This is a genomic window from Rhizorhabdus wittichii (assembly GCF_017607425.1).
Taxonomy (GTDB): domain Bacteria; phylum Pseudomonadota; class Alphaproteobacteria; order Sphingomonadales; family Sphingomonadaceae; genus Rhizorhabdus; species Rhizorhabdus wittichii.
Genome location: NZ_CP059319.1, coordinates 4476123 through 4492799, shown reverse-complemented (window position 1 = coordinate 4492799; position 16677 = coordinate 4476123). Strand labels below are relative to the sequence as shown.

Annotated in this window: 15 protein-coding genes; 6 read left to right on the top strand and 9 right to left on the bottom strand. The window is 70.1% G+C overall.

What is annotated here, in order from left to right; translation table 11 throughout:
- The first annotated feature begins 35 nt into the window (after positions 1 to 35).
- Positions 36 to 164 (top strand): hypothetical protein, encoded by a 129-nt coding sequence (locus HRJ34_RS29505; RefSeq protein ID WP_264306190.1) that lies wholly within the window; start codon positions 36 to 38, stop codon positions 162 to 164.
- Positions 165 to 335: 171 nt separating this feature from the next.
- Here the strand turns inward: HRJ34_RS29505 and HRJ34_RS21620 are convergent, their stop codons facing one another.
- The 3 genes from HRJ34_RS21620 to tpiA all read right to left on the bottom strand — a co-directional run bounded on the left by HRJ34_RS21620 (position 336) and on the right by tpiA (position 3315).
- Positions 336 to 1970: a CTP synthase gene (locus HRJ34_RS21620; protein WP_016744815.1), complete on the bottom strand. Its 1635-nt coding sequence runs from the start codon at positions 1968 to 1970 to the stop codon at positions 336 to 338.
- Positions 1971 to 2111: 141 nt separating this feature from the next.
- Positions 2112 to 2486, bottom strand: coding sequence for a preprotein translocase subunit SecG (gene secG, locus HRJ34_RS21615; protein ID WP_016744814.1), 375 nt, complete (start codon positions 2484 to 2486; stop codon positions 2112 to 2114).
- A gap of 76 nt (positions 2487 to 2562) precedes the next feature.
- Positions 2563 to 3315, bottom strand: coding sequence for a triose-phosphate isomerase (gene tpiA, locus HRJ34_RS21610; protein ID WP_208632366.1), 753 nt, complete (start codon positions 3313 to 3315; stop codon positions 2563 to 2565).
- 136 nt (positions 3316 to 3451) lie between these two features.
- Between tpiA and HRJ34_RS21605 the strand changes: the two genes are divergently transcribed.
- From HRJ34_RS21605 to HRJ34_RS21595, 3 genes are all read left to right on the top strand, one after another.
- Positions 3452 to 5389, top strand: coding sequence for a peptidylprolyl isomerase (locus tag HRJ34_RS21605; RefSeq protein WP_208632365.1), 1938 nt, complete (start codon positions 3452 to 3454; stop codon positions 5387 to 5389).
- Between the two features lie 13 nt (positions 5390 to 5402).
- Positions 5403 to 6914, top strand: coding sequence for an anthranilate synthase component I (trpE, locus tag HRJ34_RS21600; RefSeq protein WP_012048568.1), 1512 nt, complete (start codon positions 5403 to 5405; stop codon positions 6912 to 6914).
- Between the two features lie 189 nt (positions 6915 to 7103).
- The gene (locus tag HRJ34_RS21595) at positions 7104 to 7880 is read left to right on the top strand and encodes an outer membrane protein (protein WP_264319405.1); all 777 of its coding nucleotides are present in this window, start codon (positions 7104 to 7106) and stop codon (positions 7878 to 7880) included.
- Between the two features lie 232 nt (positions 7881 to 8112).
- Here the strand turns inward: HRJ34_RS21595 and HRJ34_RS21590 are convergent, their stop codons facing one another.
- From HRJ34_RS21590 to hflK, 3 genes are all read right to left on the bottom strand, one after another.
- On the bottom strand, positions 8113 to 9669 hold the full coding sequence (locus tag HRJ34_RS21590; protein ID WP_012048570.1) for a Do family serine endopeptidase: 1557 nt from the start codon (positions 9667 to 9669) through the stop codon (positions 8113 to 8115).
- 180 nt (positions 9670 to 9849) lie between these two features.
- Positions 9850 to 10719, bottom strand: a complete 870-nt coding sequence (gene hflC, locus HRJ34_RS21585) for a protease modulator HflC (protein WP_012048571.1) — start codon at positions 10717 to 10719, stop codon at positions 9850 to 9852.
- Complete coding sequence (gene hflK / locus HRJ34_RS21580) at positions 10716 to 11765, bottom strand: FtsH protease activity modulator HflK (RefSeq protein ID WP_404947155.1); 1050 nt, start codon at positions 11763 to 11765, stop codon at positions 10716 to 10718. The genes hflC and hflK overlap by 4 nt, the downstream gene beginning before the upstream one ends.
- Before the next feature lie 70 nt (positions 11766 to 11835).
- On the opposite strand from hflK, the gene HRJ34_RS21575 reads away from it, so the two are divergent.
- Positions 11836 to 12837: an Mrp/NBP35 family ATP-binding protein gene (locus tag HRJ34_RS21575; protein ID WP_012048573.1), complete on the top strand. Its 1002-nt coding sequence runs from the start codon at positions 11836 to 11838 to the stop codon at positions 12835 to 12837.
- Between the two features lie 22 nt (positions 12838 to 12859).
- Positions 12860 to 13276, top strand: coding sequence for a CoA-binding protein (locus HRJ34_RS21570; protein WP_208632364.1), 417 nt, complete (start codon positions 12860 to 12862; stop codon positions 13274 to 13276).
- 151 nt (positions 13277 to 13427) lie between these two features.
- Here HRJ34_RS21570 and HRJ34_RS21565 read toward each other — a convergent pair whose 3' ends face one another.
- The 3 genes from HRJ34_RS21565 to ubiA form a co-directional block, all read right to left on the bottom strand.
- Complete coding sequence (locus HRJ34_RS21565) at positions 13428 to 14207, bottom strand: 3'(2'),5'-bisphosphate nucleotidase CysQ (RefSeq protein ID WP_012048576.1); 780 nt, start codon at positions 14205 to 14207, stop codon at positions 13428 to 13430.
- On the bottom strand, positions 14200 to 15546 hold the full coding sequence (locus tag HRJ34_RS21560; RefSeq protein ID WP_012048577.1) for a TldD/PmbA family protein: 1347 nt from the start codon (positions 15544 to 15546) through the stop codon (positions 14200 to 14202). The genes HRJ34_RS21565 and HRJ34_RS21560 overlap by 8 nt, the downstream gene beginning before the upstream one ends.
- Positions 15547 to 15742: 196 nt before the next feature.
- The gene (ubiA, locus tag HRJ34_RS21555; RefSeq protein ID WP_226948890.1) at positions 15743 to 16660 is read right to left on the bottom strand and encodes a 4-hydroxybenzoate octaprenyltransferase; all 918 of its coding nucleotides are present in this window, start codon (positions 16658 to 16660) and stop codon (positions 15743 to 15745) included.
- Between the last annotated feature and the right edge of the window lie 17 nt (positions 16661 to 16677).

Here is a 16677-nt window from a genome sequence, read left to right as displayed (position 1 = left end):
ACCGAGGCGTTTTCCTCGCCGAGAGGAGAATCGCCATGGCCAGCCAGCCACCCCCGCCCGACGAGATACCGGGCGACGCCCCGGTCGACATCCCGGTACCATCGCCGACCGACCCCGATCCGGGCGCGCCTGCCGATCCCGTGATTCCCGACCTGCCGGGGTGAAGCGGGACTGGGCGGCTCCAGCCTTTGCCGATGACGCCTCTTTCCGTCATTCCCGCGAAAGCGGGAATCCACGGTCACGGGACATTCAGCCTCTTGCGGGCCGCCGTCCATGGATTCCCGCTTTCGCGGGAATGACGACAGGGCCGGGGACAGGCTTCAACCTGGAACGAATCAGACCAGCCGGCTCTGCTGGAGCGCCGCCGCGATGAAGCTGGCGAACAGCGGGTGCGGGTCGAACGGCTTGCTCTTCAGCTCGGGATGGAACTGCACCCCGACGAACCAGGGATGGTCCGGCCGCTCGACCACCTCGGGCAGCTCGCCGTCGGGCGACATGCCCGAGAAGACGAGGCCGCCGCGCTCGAGCGATTCGCGGTAATGGACGTTGACCTCGTAGCGGTGGCGATGCCGCTCGGAGATGTCGGTCGCGCCGTAGATGGTGGCGGCATGGCTGTTGCCCGACAGCTTGGCGTCATAGGCGCCGAGCCGCATCGTGCCGCCCAGGTCGCCGCCCGCCTCACGCTTCTGCAGGCCGTCCTCGCTCATCCATTCGGTGATCATGCCGACGACGGGCTCGTCGGTCGGGCCGAATTCGGTGGTCGAGGCGGCGGCGATGCCGGCGGTGTTGCGGGCCCCTTCGATGCAGGCCATCTGCATGCCGAGGCAGATGCCGAAATAGGGCACCTTGCGCTCGCGGGCGAATCGCACCGCGGCGATCTTGCCTTCCGATCCGCGCTCGCCGAAGCCGCCCGGCACCAGGATCGCGTGCATCGGCTCGAGCTGGGCGGCGATGCCGCCCTCCTCCTGCTCGAACAGCTCGGCGTCGATCCAGCGGATGTTGACCTTCACCCGGTTGGCGATGCCGCCATGGACCAGCGCCTCGTGCAGCGACTTGTAGGCATCGAGCAGGCCGACATATTTGCCGACCACGCCGATCGTGACCTCGCCTTCGGGATTCTCCAGCCGGTCCATGATCTCGGTCCAGCGGGTGAGGTCGGGCTCGTCCTTGGCCTCGATACCGAAGGCCGAGAGCACCGCCTCGTCCAGCCCTTCCTCATGATATTGCAGCGGCACGCCGTAGATGCTGCTGGCGTCGAGCGCCGGGATCACGGCTTCGGTCGGCACGTTGCAGAACAGCGCGATCTTGGCGCGCTCGCCCTCGGGCAGTGGCCGGTCGCAGCGGCAGACCAGCACGTCGGGCTGGATGCCGAGCGAGGTGAGGTCGCGGACGCTGTGCTGGGTCGGCTTGGTCTTCAGTTCGCCCGCCGCCGCGATATAGGGCACCAGCGTCAGGTGGACGAAGATCGAATTGCCGCGGCCGAGATCGTTCCGAAGCTGGCGGATCGCCTCCATGAAGGGCAGCGATTCGATGTCGCCGACCGTGCCGCCGATCTCGCACAGGACGAAATCGAGGCCCTCCGTGTCGGCGCGCGCGAATTCCTTGATCGCGTCGGTGACGTGCGGAATCACCTGGACGGTGGCGCCCAGATAGTCGCCGCGCCGCTCCTTCTGGATGATCGTCTGGTAGATCCGCCCCGAGGTGATGTTGTCCGACTGCCGGCCCGGAACGCCGGTGAAGCGCTCGTAATGGCCGAGATCGAGGTCGGTCTCCGCCCCGTCGTCGGTCACATAGACCTCGCCGTGCTGATAGGGCGACATCGTGCCCGGATCGACGTTCAGATAGGGGTCGAACTTACGGATGCGGACCTTGTATCCACGCGCCTGGAGGAGGGCGGCAAGGCTTGCCGCCATGAGACCCTTGCCAAGCGAGGAGACCACGCCGCCGGTGATGAATATGAACCGCGCCATGGGAGAATGGGTTTAGCCGCGCAGAGGGGCGAAGGGCAAGGTGGGGGACTCCTCGATATCGACAAAAAATTGTGGACGACCACGAAAAGGGTCGCGCCCCGGAACCGGGGCGCGCCTTTCATCCGCGGAAATGGGAAGATTTTATTGCGGCGTAGCGCCGTTCGAGGCGACGCCGCCGCCCTGGGCCGCCGCCGCGGCGAGCGGATCGTCGCTGACGGGCGCGGGGGCCGGCGCGCTCGCGGGGCCGGCGGTCTTGCCGACCAGCGAGGTGTCGATCGTGCTCGGCGCGCGCTCGACCGAGGCGAGCGCCGCCAGCGCGATGCTGAGCAGCACGAAGATGCCGGCGAGGATCGCGGTGGTGCGGGTCAGGAAGTCGGCCGCGCCGCGCGCGCTCATCAGCCCGCCGGGGCTGCCGCCCGAGGTCAGCCCGCCGCCTTCCGACCGCTGCACGAGGATGATCGCGACGAGCGCCGTCGCGACGATGATGTGAACCACGAGCAGGAAGGTGAAGAGCATTGCCGGCTTTCGATTTCGAATATCGGGCGCATCTAGTCGATCGGGGGCCAAGGTTCAACCTTGGCGACCCATCCGATCAGACCGAAGCGGCCACCGCGCCTTCGATGATCGGCACGAACTGCGCGGCGGTCAGGCTGGCGCCGCCGACCAGCGCGCCGTCGACGTCGGCGACCGCGAGCAGCTCGGCCGCATTGTCGGGCTTCACCGAGCCGCCGTAGAGGATGCGCACCCCCGCGCCCTCGCCGCCGAGCAGCGCGCCCAGCCTGGCGCGAATCGCCGCGTGCATCTCGGCGACGTCGGCGGTCGACGGGGTCCGGCCGGTGCCGATCGCCCAGACCGGCTCATAGGCGACGACCAGCGTCGCGGCGGTGCCGTCGCGCGGGATCGATCCGTCGAGCTGGCCCTCGACCACCGCGACCGCGCGGCCGGCGTCGCGCTCGGCCTCGGTCTCGCCGACACAGACGATCGCGGTCAGGCCGGCGGCGATCGCCGCCGCCGCCTTGGCCTGGACCTCGGCATCGGTCTCGTGCTGGTCGGCGCGGCGCTCGCTATGGCCAACGATCGCCAGCCGGGCGCCGGCCTCGACCAGCATCGCGGCGCTGACGCAGCCGGTATGGGCGCCCTTGGGCTGGGCATGGCAATCCTGCGCGCCGATCGCGAGGCCGGGCTGGCGCGCCGCCGCCGGGGCGATCAGCGTGAAGGGCGGGCAGACCGCCACGTCGACCGAAGCCTGCGCCTTCGCCGCCGCGGCGATCGCATCGAGTTCGGCGAGGCTGCCGAGCGATCCGTTCATCTTCCAGTTGCCGGCGACGAGCTTGCGCAGTCCCATTTCCGATCCTCTTTGGCTGTTGCGGGTCCGGCCTTAAGAGCCAATGTCGCGTCCCGCAACCATCCCCGCCATTGCGGCCACCGGCCGGCGGCCTTATGGCAGCGCAACCACTTCCCGGTTTCAGACGGAACGCCTGATGATCTCCTTTTTCCGCCGCGCGCTTTCCTCCTGGATCATCCTCGGCATCCTCGCCCTGGTCCTGGTCGCCTTCATCATCACCGGCGTCGAAAGCCCCGGTTCGATCGGGGGAACGAGCAACGGCGCCACGGTCGCGAAGATCGACGGCGGCAAGGTCAGCACCAACGACCTGCTGCGCCGCGTCCAGAACCAGTTCGACGCGCTCCGCCGCGAACGGCCCGAACTCGACCATAAGAGCTTCCTCGCCGCCGGCGGCTTCGAGGGCGTGACCAACGGGCTGATCGACGCCCGCGCGATCGACGCCTGGGGCAAGGAGCAGGGATTCGCGATCGGCAAGCGGCTGATCGACGCGCAGATCGCGGGCATGGACGCGTTTCGCGGGATCACCGGCGCCTTCGACGAGACGGTGATGCGCAACCGGCTCGCCCAGGCGCGGATCAGCGAGCGCGAGCTGCGCGCCGACATCGCCGGCGAGCTGATGCGCAACCAGATCCTGACGCCGGCCGTCGCGCTGGCGCCGACCCCGGCAAAGCTCGCCCGCCCCTATGCGACGCTGCTGCTCGAGGAGCGGATCGGACAGGTCGGGATCATCCCGCTCGCCGCCTTCGTCGATCCGCGCCAGCCGACCGAGGCCGAGATCGCCGCCGCCTACAAGGCCAACATTGCCGCCTTCACCCGGCCCGAGGCGCGCGTCCTGCGTTATGCGCTGTTCGGCGCCGAGCAGGTCGCCGCGACAGCGACGCCGACCGAGGCCGAGATCGCCACCTATTATCGCGAGAATGCGGACAGCTACGCGGCGCGCGAGATGCGCGGCCTGACCCAGGTCGTCACCCCCAACGAGACGCTGGCGCGCAGCATCGCCGCCGCCGCCCGGGGCGGACAGACGCTCGCCGCCGCCGCCGCCAAGGCGGGGCTGGAGGCGTCGACGCTGACCGGCCAGAGCAAGGCCGCCTATGGCGGCTCGGCCGGCGCCGCGGTCGCCGACCAGGCCTTCGCCGCCGCCGCCGGCAGCGTCGCCGGCCCCGCCAAGGGTTCGTTCGGCTGGTATGTCGTCAAGGTCGACGCCGTGACCGCCACGCCGGGCCGCCCGCTGGCCGAGGCGAAGCCCGAGATCGCCGCGCTGCTGACCCGCCAGAAGGCGCAGGAGGCGCTGTCCGAGCTCGCCGGCAAGGTCGAGGATGCGATCGCCGACGGCGCGAGCTTCGCCGAGGTCGCCGCCAACAACAAGCTGACCGTGGTCGAGACCCCGGCGTTGCTGGCCGGCGGCCAGCCGATCGACCGGCCCGACTGGAAGGCCCCGCCCGAGCTCGGCGCGCTGCTCAAGAGCGGCTTCGCCGGATCGCCCGACGACCGGCCGACGGTCGAGACGGTGGTCGCCGACCAGCAATATGCGCTGCTCGGCGTCGCCAAGGTGATCCCGCCGACGCCGCTGCCGCTGGCGCAGGTCCGCCCGATGGTGATCCGCGACATCGTGACCAAGCGCGCCGCCGAGCGCGCCAAGGCGATCGGCGACAAGATGGTCGTAGCGGTCAACCGCGGCGTGCCGCTGGCCAAGGCGATCGCCGACAGCGGCGTCGCCCTGCCCCCGGCGCGGCCCGCCCGCGCCCGCCAGATCGACATCGCCCGCGCGCAGCAGAGCGGGGCGCAGATCCCCGAGCCGGTCCGCGCGCTGTTCGCGCTGCAGAAGGGCAAGGCGAAGCTGGTCCCGAGCGCGCAGGGCGAGGCGCTGTTCGTCACCGTGCTCGACCAGGTCGTCCCCGGCGACCTCGCCAAGGCGCCGGGCCTGGTCGGCGCGACCCAGGAAGAGCTGGCCCGCGCGTCGAAGGCCGAGCTGGGCGACCAGTTCATCCGCGCCGTCAGCCTGGACGTCGACGTCAAGCGCTACCCGGAGGCGATCGCCGCCGCGAAGCGCCAGTTCGGCTCGACCGGTCAATAGGCCTGAGCGGAGGATGGGTTTCGCGCAGGACCAGGCCGCCCTGGACGCCTTGTCGCGGGGGGAGCCCGCGCTGGTGTGGCGGACGCAGGTCGCCGACACCGAGACGCCCGTCGCCGCCGCGCTCAAGCTGATCCGGCCGGGACGCGGCGACTTCCTGCTCGAATCGGTCGAGGGCGGCGCGGTGCGCGGCCGCTACTCGCTGCTCGGCCTCGCCCCCGACCTGCTGTTCCGCGCGCGTGGCGGCGCGGCCGAGATCAACCGGCGCTGGGCGACCGACCGCGACGCCTTCGAGCCGCTCGAGGACGATGCGCTCACCGCGATGCGCAAGCTCGTCACCGCCTGCCGGATGACGGTGCCCGACGGGCTGCCCCGCGCGCTCGCCTGCCTGGTCGGCTATTTCGCCTATGAGACGATCGGCCTGGTCGAGGCGCTGCCGCGCCCGCCGGCCAATCCGCTCGACCTGCCCGACATGCTGTTCGCGCGGCCGACGCTGATCCTCGTCTTCGACCGGCTCGCCGACCAGCTCTACCTGGTCGCGCCGATCTGGCCCGACACCGACGGCGATCCCGAAGCCAAGGTCGCCGGGGCGGTCGAACGAATCGAGGCGCATGCGGCGATGCTGGCGGGCCCGCTGCCCGCGCGCAGTCGCAGCGACGTCGATCCCGCCGGGCTCGGCCTCGCGCCGCAGATGGCGCCCGGCCGCTATGCCGAGATGGTGGCGCGCGCGAAGGACTATATCGCCGCCGGCGACATCTTCCAGGTCGTGCTGGCGCAGCGCTTCACCGTCGATTTCCCGCTGCCGCCGATCGACCTGTATCGGGCGCTGCGGCGGATCAACCCGTCGCCCTTCCTCTATTTCCTCGACCTGCCCGGCTTCGCGCTGACCGGCTCCTCGCCCGAGATACTGGTGCGCGCGCGCGACGGGGAGGTGACGATCCGCCCGATCGCCGGCACCCGCCCGCGCGGCAAGACCGCGATCGAGGACGTCGCCAACCGCGAAAGCCTGCTCGCCGATCCCAAGGAGCGCGCCGAGCATCTGATGCTGCTCGACCTCGGTCGCAACGACGTCGGCCGGGTCGCGCAGGCGGGCACGGTCGAGGTCACCGACAGCTACACGGTCGAGCATTACAGCCATGTCATGCACATCGTGTCGAACGTGGTCGGCCGGCTCGATCCGGCCAAGGACGCGCTCGACGCGCTGTTCGCGGGCTTCCCGGCCGGCACCGTGTCGGGCGCGCCCAAGGTCCGCGCCTGCGAGATCATCGCCGAGCTCGAGCCCGAGACGCGCGGCGCCTATGCCGGCGGCGTCGGCTATTTCTCCCCCGACGGATCGATGGACAGCTGCATCGTCCTGCGCACCGCGGTGGTCAAGGACGGGCGGATGCACGTCCAGGCCGGGGCCGGCATCGTCGCCGACAGCGACCCCGCCTATGAGCAGCGCGAATGCGAGGCCAAGGCAGGCGCGCTGATCGCCGCCGCGCGCGAGGCGCTGGCCCGGGCGGGCGAAGCCGACTTCGGACAATAGACAATCTTGTCAGCCGTTTAGGCGCGCCGCCGCGAATGTGACAATATTGCATCAGTCGCGGTAAAGCGGCCCGGCCGCTGGATCAAACCGCCGTCGAGAACCGTTCCTGTCATGCCCACAAGGCAACAGAAAGGGTTAGTAGACATGCGAGTATTGATTTCCACCACGGCCGCGATCGCACTGGCAGCCATGAGCGCCGGCGCAGCCTCGGCACAGAGCCCGTCCAGCAACTGGACCGGTTTCTACGTGGGTGGCCAGCTTGGCTATGCCTGGCAGCCGCGCGACGGCGACGAGCAGGTCCTGTTCGATCGCAACCTCGACGGCAATTTCGGCGACGCCTTCCCCAATTTCGCGCCGGGAAGCTGCGGCGGAGCGCCCACGTCGGCCTCCCCCACCACCGGCTGCGCCAAGGACAATGACGGCACCACCTGGAAGGTCCATGCCGGCTACGACTATCAGTTCGGCGAGACGAGCGGGCCGGTGATCGGCGCGGTCGCCGAATATGGCAAGACCTACCTCTACGACAACGTCACCGCCTTCAGCACCACGCCGGCGGTCTACAAGATGCAGGCGAAGATGCGCAGCGGCGGCGCGCTCCGCGCGCGCGGCGGCTATTCGTTCGACACCGGCACGCTGATCTACGGCACGGGCGGCCTCGCCTATGGCAAGATCCGCAACAGCTTCTCGACCTCGAACGGCGTCAACAGCTTCACCGTCGACGGCGCCAGCAAGGACGCCTGGGGCTATAATTACGGCGGCGGCATCGAGCAGAAGGTCGGCCGCTTCTCGGTCGGCGCGCTCTACCTGTTCACCTCGCTGAAGAACAACGACAGCACGGTGCGCGCGTCTGGCGGCCCCGCCGGCGGCCCGTTCACGGCGCAGAACGCGTCGGGCACCGACTTCAAGCGGAGCTTCAGCAAGTTCGGCTACCACTCGCTGCTCGCGACGGTCAGCTACCACTTCTGATCGCAGCGCAAGCGTAAAGGAAAAGGGCCGGAAGCTCGCGCTTCCGGCCCTTTTCTCATGGCTAAAGCGATTTCGGTTTACCCGACCCGCTCATCCTGAGGAGGGACTGAACGAAGGTGAAGGCCCGTCTCGAAGGATCCTTCGAGACGCCATTTCGCCTTCGCTCAATGGCTCCTCAGGATGAGCGGAGGAGAGGGCGTCCGATCAGATCGTCAACCGCCCTAACCGTCGATCAGTTGCGGATCTGCACGCCCACATAGCGCGGCGGATTGTTGCCGCGCTGGACGAACAAGAGCACGGTCGGGCGCTTGGCCTTCTGCGCCTCGGTGATCTTCGCCGCCGCCGCCTGGACCGTCGCCACCGGCACATTGTTGATCTGCAGGATGATGTCGCGCGGCTGGAAGCCGTTGGCCGCGGCATCGCTCGACGGATCGACATAGTTGATCACCACGCCGCGCAGCGTCGACGAGACGCCCAGGCGCCGGGCGATGTCGGGCGTCAGCGTCTGCAGACCGAGGCCGATCGCCGTGCGGGTCGACTGGTCGGGCGCGCTCTGCGCCGCGCCCGGGGCGTCGTCGCCCTGGTCCTCGTCGAGGTTGCCGGCGCTGGCGAGCTGGTCCTCGGGCGGGCGTTCGCCCAGCGTCACCGTCACCGTCTTGCGCTGGCCCTCGCGGATCAGCTCGATCGGCAGGCGCGCGCCCACCGCGGCCTTGCCGACGATGTAGGACAGCGTGTTGTCGGGGGTGATCTCCTGATTGTCGACGCGGACGATGACGTCGCCCTGGCGGATGCCCGCGCGCGCCGCCGCCTCGCCCGGCTCGACCCGGGCGACGATCTCGCCGCGGTCCTTGGGCAGGCCCAGGCTGCTGGCGATGTCCTCGGTCATCGGCTGGATGCCGACGCCCAGATAGCCGCGCCGCACCCGCTGGCCGGTGCGGAGCTGGTCGATGATCGGCTTGGCCTCCTCGGCCGGGATCGCGAAGCCGATGCCGACATTGCCGCCGGTCGGCGAGAAGATCGCCGTGTTGATGCCGATGACGTTGCCCTGCAGATCGAACATCGGGCCGCCCGAATTGCCCTGGTTGATCGAGGCGTCGGTCTGGATGTAGCGGTCATAGGGGCCGTTGATGCCGATCGAACGGTGCAGCGCCGAGACGATGCCCGCCGTCACCGTGCCGCCGAGGCCGAACGGATTGCCGATCGCCACCACCCAGTCGCCGACCCGGGTACGGGTCGAATCGCCGAACTGGACGAAGGGCAGGTTCTTCGCGTCGATCTTGAGCAGCGCCAGGTCCGACGTCTGGTCGCGGCCGACGATTGTCGCCTTATATTCCTTGCGGTCGGGCAGGGTGACGGTGATCGAGCTGACCACCGCGCCGCTGCCGCCCTCGGGCGAGGCCGAGATGACGTGGTTGTTGGTGACGACATAGCCGTCGGGCGAGATGATGAAGCCCGAGCCGAGCGAAGTCGCCTCGCGCGTGATCGGCTTGCCGTCGTCGCCCTGGCCGCCGCCGAAGCGCCGGAACAGTTCCTCGAACGGGGTGCCGGAGAAGGCGTTGCCGCCGCCGCGCACCTGGATCTTCTGGGTGGTGGAGATGTTGACGACCGCCGGCTGCAGCTTGGCCGCGAGATCGGCGAAGCTCATCGGCGCGCCCGGTCGGGGTGCGGTCGCGTTGATCGAGCCCGGCGCGTTCTGCGCCACCTGGGCGCCGACCGGTTGCTGCAAGGTCAGGGTTGCGGCCGCACCGCCCGCCAGCAAGGCCGCGGTGATCCCATAGGCATAACGCACTTTGGCCAACTCCTTAAATCTCCTGTCCTGCCGTTGCCGAATTCCGGGCTTATTATCTCTTTCCCGATCGCTGAACCCCGGTTGAACGGCGCTGTTCCTTTCGGGCCCGGACCCTGGTCGCCGCAGGCTGAACCAGCCCGCGGCGCGAATCAAGGGCCCGCCCCGTCATGACCAGGGGTGTCAGCGCCGCCCGCGGAACTCCCGCAGATATTCGTTGTCGGGCGACAGGATGACGTTGGACGACCCGGGCGCCTCGGTCCCGTCGGTGCCGAAGGTCATCCGATAGGACTGCATCGCCCGGTAGAAATTGTAGAAATCGGGGTCCTTGTTGAAGCTCTCGGCATAGGTGCCGGCCGCCTGCGCGTCGGCCTCGGCGGTGATGATCTGCGCCTGCTTGCGCCCCTCCGCGAGGATCGAGCGGGCCTCCTGCTCGCGCGCGGTGCGCATCCGGTTGAAGGCGGAATCGAGCGGGGTGCCGTCGGGCAGGTCGGCGCGCTTGATGCGGACGTCGACGATCTCCGCGCCGTACTGGCGCGCGACCCGGTTCAGCCGCGTCTGGATATTGTCCATCACCTGCCCGCGCTCGGGGCTGAGCAGCGACGCGAACGGACGCTTGCCGAGCTCGTTGCGGAGCGAGGAGCCGAGGATCGGGCGCAGCGCCTCCTCGACCCGGCGCTCGCTGCCGGCGGTGATCGCCATGCGCAGCGGATCGACGATCCGGTAGCGGGCATAGGCGTCGACCTCGAGCCGGAGCTGGTCGGTCGACAGCACCGACTGGCGCTCCATGTCGAAATCGCGGACGCGCTTGTCGATCCAGGTGATCTGGTCGATGAACGGGATCTTCCAGATCACGCCCGCGCCGGTCGCGCCGAAATCCTCGTTCGGGCGGTAGGCGTTGTAGACCGTGTCGGGCTTGCCGAAGCGGACGACCAGCGCCTGCTTGGTCTCGGGCACGATCGCCACGGTGCTACTGAGGACGACCACCGCGGCGATCGCGGCGATCGCCCAGCCGATCACGTTGCGGCTGGCGATGTTGTCGCTGACGTTCATTGCTGTTGAGCCGGCTTGGGCTGCGCGGGCGGCAGCGGGATGTAGGGCATGACGTTCTGCGTCTCGATGACCGTCTTGTCGGTCTTGGCGAGGACGCGTTCCATCGTCTCGTAATACATGCGGCGGCGGGTCACCTCGGGCGCCAGCTTGTACTCGGCATAGACCTTGTCGAACGCCGCCGCCTCGCCCTCGGCCTTGGCGCCGAGCTGCTGGGCATAGGCGCGCGCCTCGTTGAGATAGGCCTGGGCCTGCTGCTGGGCGGCCGAGACCGACTTGAACGCCTCGACCACGGCGGCGGGCGGGTCGGCCTGCTTGATCGCGACGCCCTGCACGGTGATGCCGGCACGGTAGCTGTCGAGGATCTCCTGCATGCGCTGCTGGACGCGGCCCTCGATCTGGCTGCGCTGCGGACCCATGGCGTCGTTGAGAGCGACCCGGGCGATCTCCGCGCGCATCGCGCTCTCGGCGACCTCGGCGACGGTCTCGTCCGGATCGGCCAGCTCATAGAGATAGAGCTCGGGATCGCGGATGTTCCAGCGCACCGAATAGGCCAGGTCGATGATGTTCTGGTCGCCGGTCAGCATCAGGTTCTGGCTGTTGCCGCCGCCCTGGGGGATGTCCTTCACGCGGATATCCTCGATGTCGACCTTGGTGACGATGTCGATCGGCGCCGGGAAGGAGAAGCGCATGCCCGGTTCGAGCGTGGTGGCATAGGAGCCGAGACGGGTGACGACGCCGCGTTCCTGCGGGTCGATCCGGTGGCTGCTGGTCCACAGGATCCAGACGAGCAGCAGCCCGCCGACCGCCCAGAGCGCGATGCGCCCGGCGTCGGGCTCCGGCCCGCCCCGGCCGCCGAAGCGGGCACGGCCGCGCCGCAGCAGCTCGTCGATGGCCGAGCGGCCCGCCGGGCCCGGCTGCCCGCGCGGCTGGTTCCAGGGGTTGCCGTCATCGCCGCCCCCGCCGCCGCCCGATCCTCCTCCGCCCCACGGCCCGCCCTCGTTGAGCATCGGCCGCGACGCCATTCCGCTGCTGTCGCTGTCGTTCATCCGGTCATTATAGGTACGGATCGGCGGAAAACAGTGCCCTTTCCTGGCGGAGCCCTTATTTGCACGCCCCATGGACATGACAGACTCGCTCCCCGCCGCGCTCGACGGCGTGGCCGATCCGATCAGCGGCAAGGGCCTGATCGCCAGCGGACGGGCCGCCCCGCCGCGCTTCGAGGACGGCACCGCCAGCGTCGTGGTCGACGTCACCGGCCTGTCGGGCGACGCCCGCTCCAAGCTCGAAACCGCCGTGAAGCAGGCGCTGATCGCGGTGCCGGGGGTGGAGACGGTGCGGGTGGCGATGACCGCCGAGAAGCGCGGCCGCAAGATCATCGCGATCGGATCGGGCAAGGGCGGGGTGGGCAAGTCGACGCTGTCGGCCAACCTCGCCGTCGCGCTCCGGCGGATGGGGCGCAAGGTCGGCCTGGTCGACGCCGACATCTACGGCCCGTCGCAGGCGCGGCTGCTGTCGACCGAAGGGATGCGCCCGACCGCGCAGGGCCAGAAGATGGACCCGGTGCTCTCGCCGCACGGCGTGCCGATGCTGTCGATGGCGCAGCTCGTCAAGCCGGGGCAGGCGATCGCCTGGCGCGGGCCGATGGCGGCCAACGCGCTGGGCCAGCTGATCGACGCCGAATGGGGCGACGTCGACCTGCTGATCCTCGACCTGCCGCCCGGCACCGGCGACGTCCAGCTCACCATGGTGCAGAAATACAAGCCGGTGGGCGCGATCATCGTGTCGACCCCGCAGGACCTGGCGCTGATCGACGCGACCCGCGCGATCGACTTCTTCAACCAGGCGCATGTGCCGATCATCGGCATGGTCGAGAACATGGCCGGCTATGCCTGCCCGCATTGCGGCGAGGTCTCCGACCCGTTCGGCCAGGGCGGGGCGCAGGCGGCGGCGATGTCGATGAACCTGCCCTTCCTCGGCCGGGTCCCGCTCGACATCGGCATCCGCACCGCGTCCGACGCGGGCCTGCCGCCGGCCGCCGAGGACGGCGACACGATCTTCGCACCGCTCGCCGCGAAGATCGCCGACTGGTTGAACCCGGCGAAACCCGCATCATTTTAAGGGGAGCACCGGGAGCCTCGCCATGCCGCTGACCGCCGACCAGGATATCGCCGACCTCCTCCGCACCGCGAAGACCATCGCCATGGTCGGCGCCAGCGACCGGCCCGACCGGCCGAGCCACGGTGTGATGCGCTTCCTGCTGTCGCGCGGTTACGACGTGATCCCGGTCAACCCGCAGCTCGCCGGGCAGCGCATCCACGACCGGCCGGTGCTCGCCTCGCTCGACGAGATTCGCGCGCCGGTCGACATCGTCGACATCTTCCGCAACTCGACCGCCGCCGGCCCGGTGATCGACGCCGCGATCGCCTCCGGCGCGAAGGCGGTGTGGATTCAGCTCGGCGTGTTCAACGACGAGGCCGTCGCCCGCGCCGAGGCCGCCGGGCTGAAGGCGGTGGTCAACCGCTGCCCCGCGATCGAGATTCCGCGCTTGGGACTTTGATTCCGTCCCTAGACCCGTTCCGGGTTGGACGAGGCACGCCCCCCAATCGTCATTCCCGCGAAAGCGGGAATCCATGGACGGCGGCCCGCAAGAGACGGAATGTGCCGTGACCGTGGATTCCCGCTTTCGCGGGAATGACGGAAGCCTGAATCTAGCGGACGACCGCCTTCGCCGCGCGCCGCGCCAGCCGGGCGACCGCATCGGCATGGATCGCCGGCGCGGTCGCCAGCACGCCGAACTGCTCGCCCTTGGTGCTGTTGTAGCGCAGCGGCCGGCCGAGCGCGTCGGTGACGGTCGCTCCCGCCTCCTGCGCGATCAGCGCGGCGGCGGCGATGTCCCACTCATGGCCCCAGCGGATGGTGGCGAGCAGGTCCGCCTCGTCGGCGGCGACCATCGCGATGCGCAGCGCGATCGAATTGGGCTTGGCGACGGTCACAAGGTCGGCATCGCCGCGCGGCAGGACGTCGGCCGGCACCCGCGCGCCGGGAAGCTCGATCCGGTTCGAGGCGCGCACCGCCACGCCGTTGCGGGTGGCGCCCTGGCCCGCCTGCGCGCGCCAATGCTCGCCGCGAGCCGGCGCGTCGAGCACGCCGATCACCGGCCGGCCGCCCTCGACCAGCGCGATCGACACCGCCCAGCCCTCGCGGCCGCGCACATAGTCGCGGGTGCCGTCGATCGGATCGACCACCCAGACCCGCACGCAGTTGAGCCGCTCGGCGCTGTCGGCGGTCTCCTCCGACAGCCAGCCGGCCTCGGGATCGATCGCCATCAGCCGCTCGCGCAGCAGCGCGTCGGCGGCGAGGTCGATGTCGCAGACCGGGCTGCCCGGCGTCTTGTCCCAGGTCCTGAAGTCGCCGCGCCACGAGGCGTGCGCCATCGCGCCGACCTCGGCCGCGACCGCGCTCACCGCATCTAACAGCCCCTCAGGCACCGGCTACCGTCATCCCTTCGATCCTGATCGTCGGGGCATCAACGGCGCGGCGGAAGACAAGATCCGAGGCCGGCGTCATTTCGCGGAACATATCCTTGAGATTGCCGGCGACGGTGATCTCGGCGACCGGCTCGCAGAGGCGGCCGTCGCGGATCACGAAGCCCGATGCGCCGCGGCTATAATCGCCGGTGACGCCGTTGACGCCCTGCCCGATCAGCTCGGTGACGTAGACGCCCAGCTTGATGTCGGCGATCAGTTCCTCGGGCGAGAGCGGCCCCGCCTCCAGATAGAGGTTGGTGAGCCCCGATCCCGGCGGGCCGCCGACGCCGCGCGTGGCATGGCCGGTCGGTTCGAGCCCGAGCTGGCGGGCCGAGGCCGAATCCATGATCCAGCCGGTCAGCACGCCGTCGGCGATGATGTCGCGCGCCGCGGTCGGCAACCCCTCGCCGTCGAACGGCTTGGAGCGCAGGCCGCGCTTGCGGAGCGGATCGTCGCGCACGACGATACCCCTGGCGAAGACCTGCTCGCCCAGCTTGTCGAGCAGGAAGCTGGTCCGCCGCGCGACGGCCGATCCGGTGATCGCCCCGGCGAGATGGCCGAGCATCCCCGATCCCACGCGCGGATCGTAGACCACCGGCATCGCGCCGCTCGACAGCTTGCCGGGGTTGAGCCGCTTGACGGCGCGGTCGCCGGCGCGCGCGCCGATCGCCGCCGCATCCTCGAGGTCGGCCAGGTGGCGCACCGAATGATAGGCATAGTCGCGCTGCATGCCGCCGCCCTCGCCGGCGATGACGCTGGCCGAGCAGCCATAGCCGCTGTTCGAATAGCCACGCGCGAAGCCGGTGCTGGTGGCGAGCGCGATGACGGTGCGGCTGGCCGAGGCCCCGGCGCCCTCGCTGTTGGTGACGCCCTCGACCGCGCGGGCCGCCGCCTCCGCCGCCTCGGCGCGCTCGCGCAGCTCGGCGGGCGACGGGTCGGCGCCGTCGTCGCCGTCGACATCGGGCAGCGCGCCGCGCAGCAGCCGGTCCTCGGGCGCGAGGCCGGCATAGGGATCCTCGGGCGCCTCGCGCGCCATCGCCACCGCGCGCTCGACCAGCGCGTCGAGCGCCGGCTGCGACAGGTCGGACGACGAGACGCTCGCCGAGCGGCGGCCGACGAACAGCCGCAGGCCGATCTCCTCGCCCTCCGACCGCTCGACATCCTCGAGCGCGCCGAGGCGCACCGATATCTGGGTCGCATTGTTGCAGACGTAGATGACGTCGGCGGCGTCCGCCCCGGCCTTGCGCGCGGCGGCGGCGAGGTCGGCGGTACGGCTTTCGGCTTCGGAGAGGCTGAGCATGTCGGCGACTTAGGTATGCCGGCCCCGAACGTCAAAGGGTAAAGGGGTTCCGGGCTTCTATCGCCGGTGAGCATCTTCTCCCTCGTCATTCCCGCGAAAGCGGGAATCCATGGACGGCGGCACCTCGCATCAAATAGCGTTCCGTGACCGTGGATTCCCGTTTTCACGGGAATGACGGGAGGAGACCGAATCCGTCCTAGGCCGTGGCGCCGACCACGAGGCAGGCGAGGAACATCAACAGCCCGGCGAAGCGGTTCGCGCGGAAGCGGGCGAGCGCGTCGGCCGGATCGTCGATGCGCAGCCCCGCCACCTGCCAGGCGAGGTGCAGCGCCATCGGCAGCAGCGCCAGCGTGCCGAGCAACTGCGGCCGGAGCAGCCAGAAGGCGGCGATCCAGCAGCCGAGCGCGAGCCCATAGAAGATGCCGATGCCGGCCCGCGCATGGGCGCCGAGCGCGCGGGCCGAGGACTTGACCCCGGCAAGCGCGTCGTCCTCGACGTCCTGCAGCGCGTAGATGGTGTCGTAGCCGATCACCCAGAAGATCGATCCGGCATAGAGCAGCCCCTGCACCGGCGAGAAGCCGCCCGTCACCGCCGGCCAGCCGACCAGCGCAGCCCAGGAGAAGACCAAGCCGAGCCAGGCCTGCGGCCACCAGGTGATCCGCTTCATGAAGGGATAGGCGGCAACCGCGCCGAGGCTGGCGAGCGCGGCGAGCGCGGCGACCAGGTTGAGCTGGACCAGCACGACCAGCCCGACCAGGCAAAGCAGCCCCAGCCAGGCCCAGGCCGCCCTGAGGCCGATGCGTCCGCTCGCCAGCGGACGCAGGACGGTGCGCGCCACCTTGCGGTCGAGGTCGCGGTCGACGATGTCGTTGTAGACGCAGCCCGCGCCGCGCATCGCGACCGCGCCGAGCGCGAACCACAGGATCAGGTCCCAGCGCGCGACCGCCCCGCCCGCCAGCGCGATCGCCCAGGCGCCGGGCCAGAACAGCAGCCAGCTTCCGATCGGCCGGTCGAACCGGGCGAGCAGCCAATAGGGGCGCAGGCCCGGCGGCAGCCGGCGGGCGATCCCGCGCAGCTCGCTATCGGGCACGATTTCCTCGACTTCGTCGGCCATGGGCGGCAGGTAGGGGA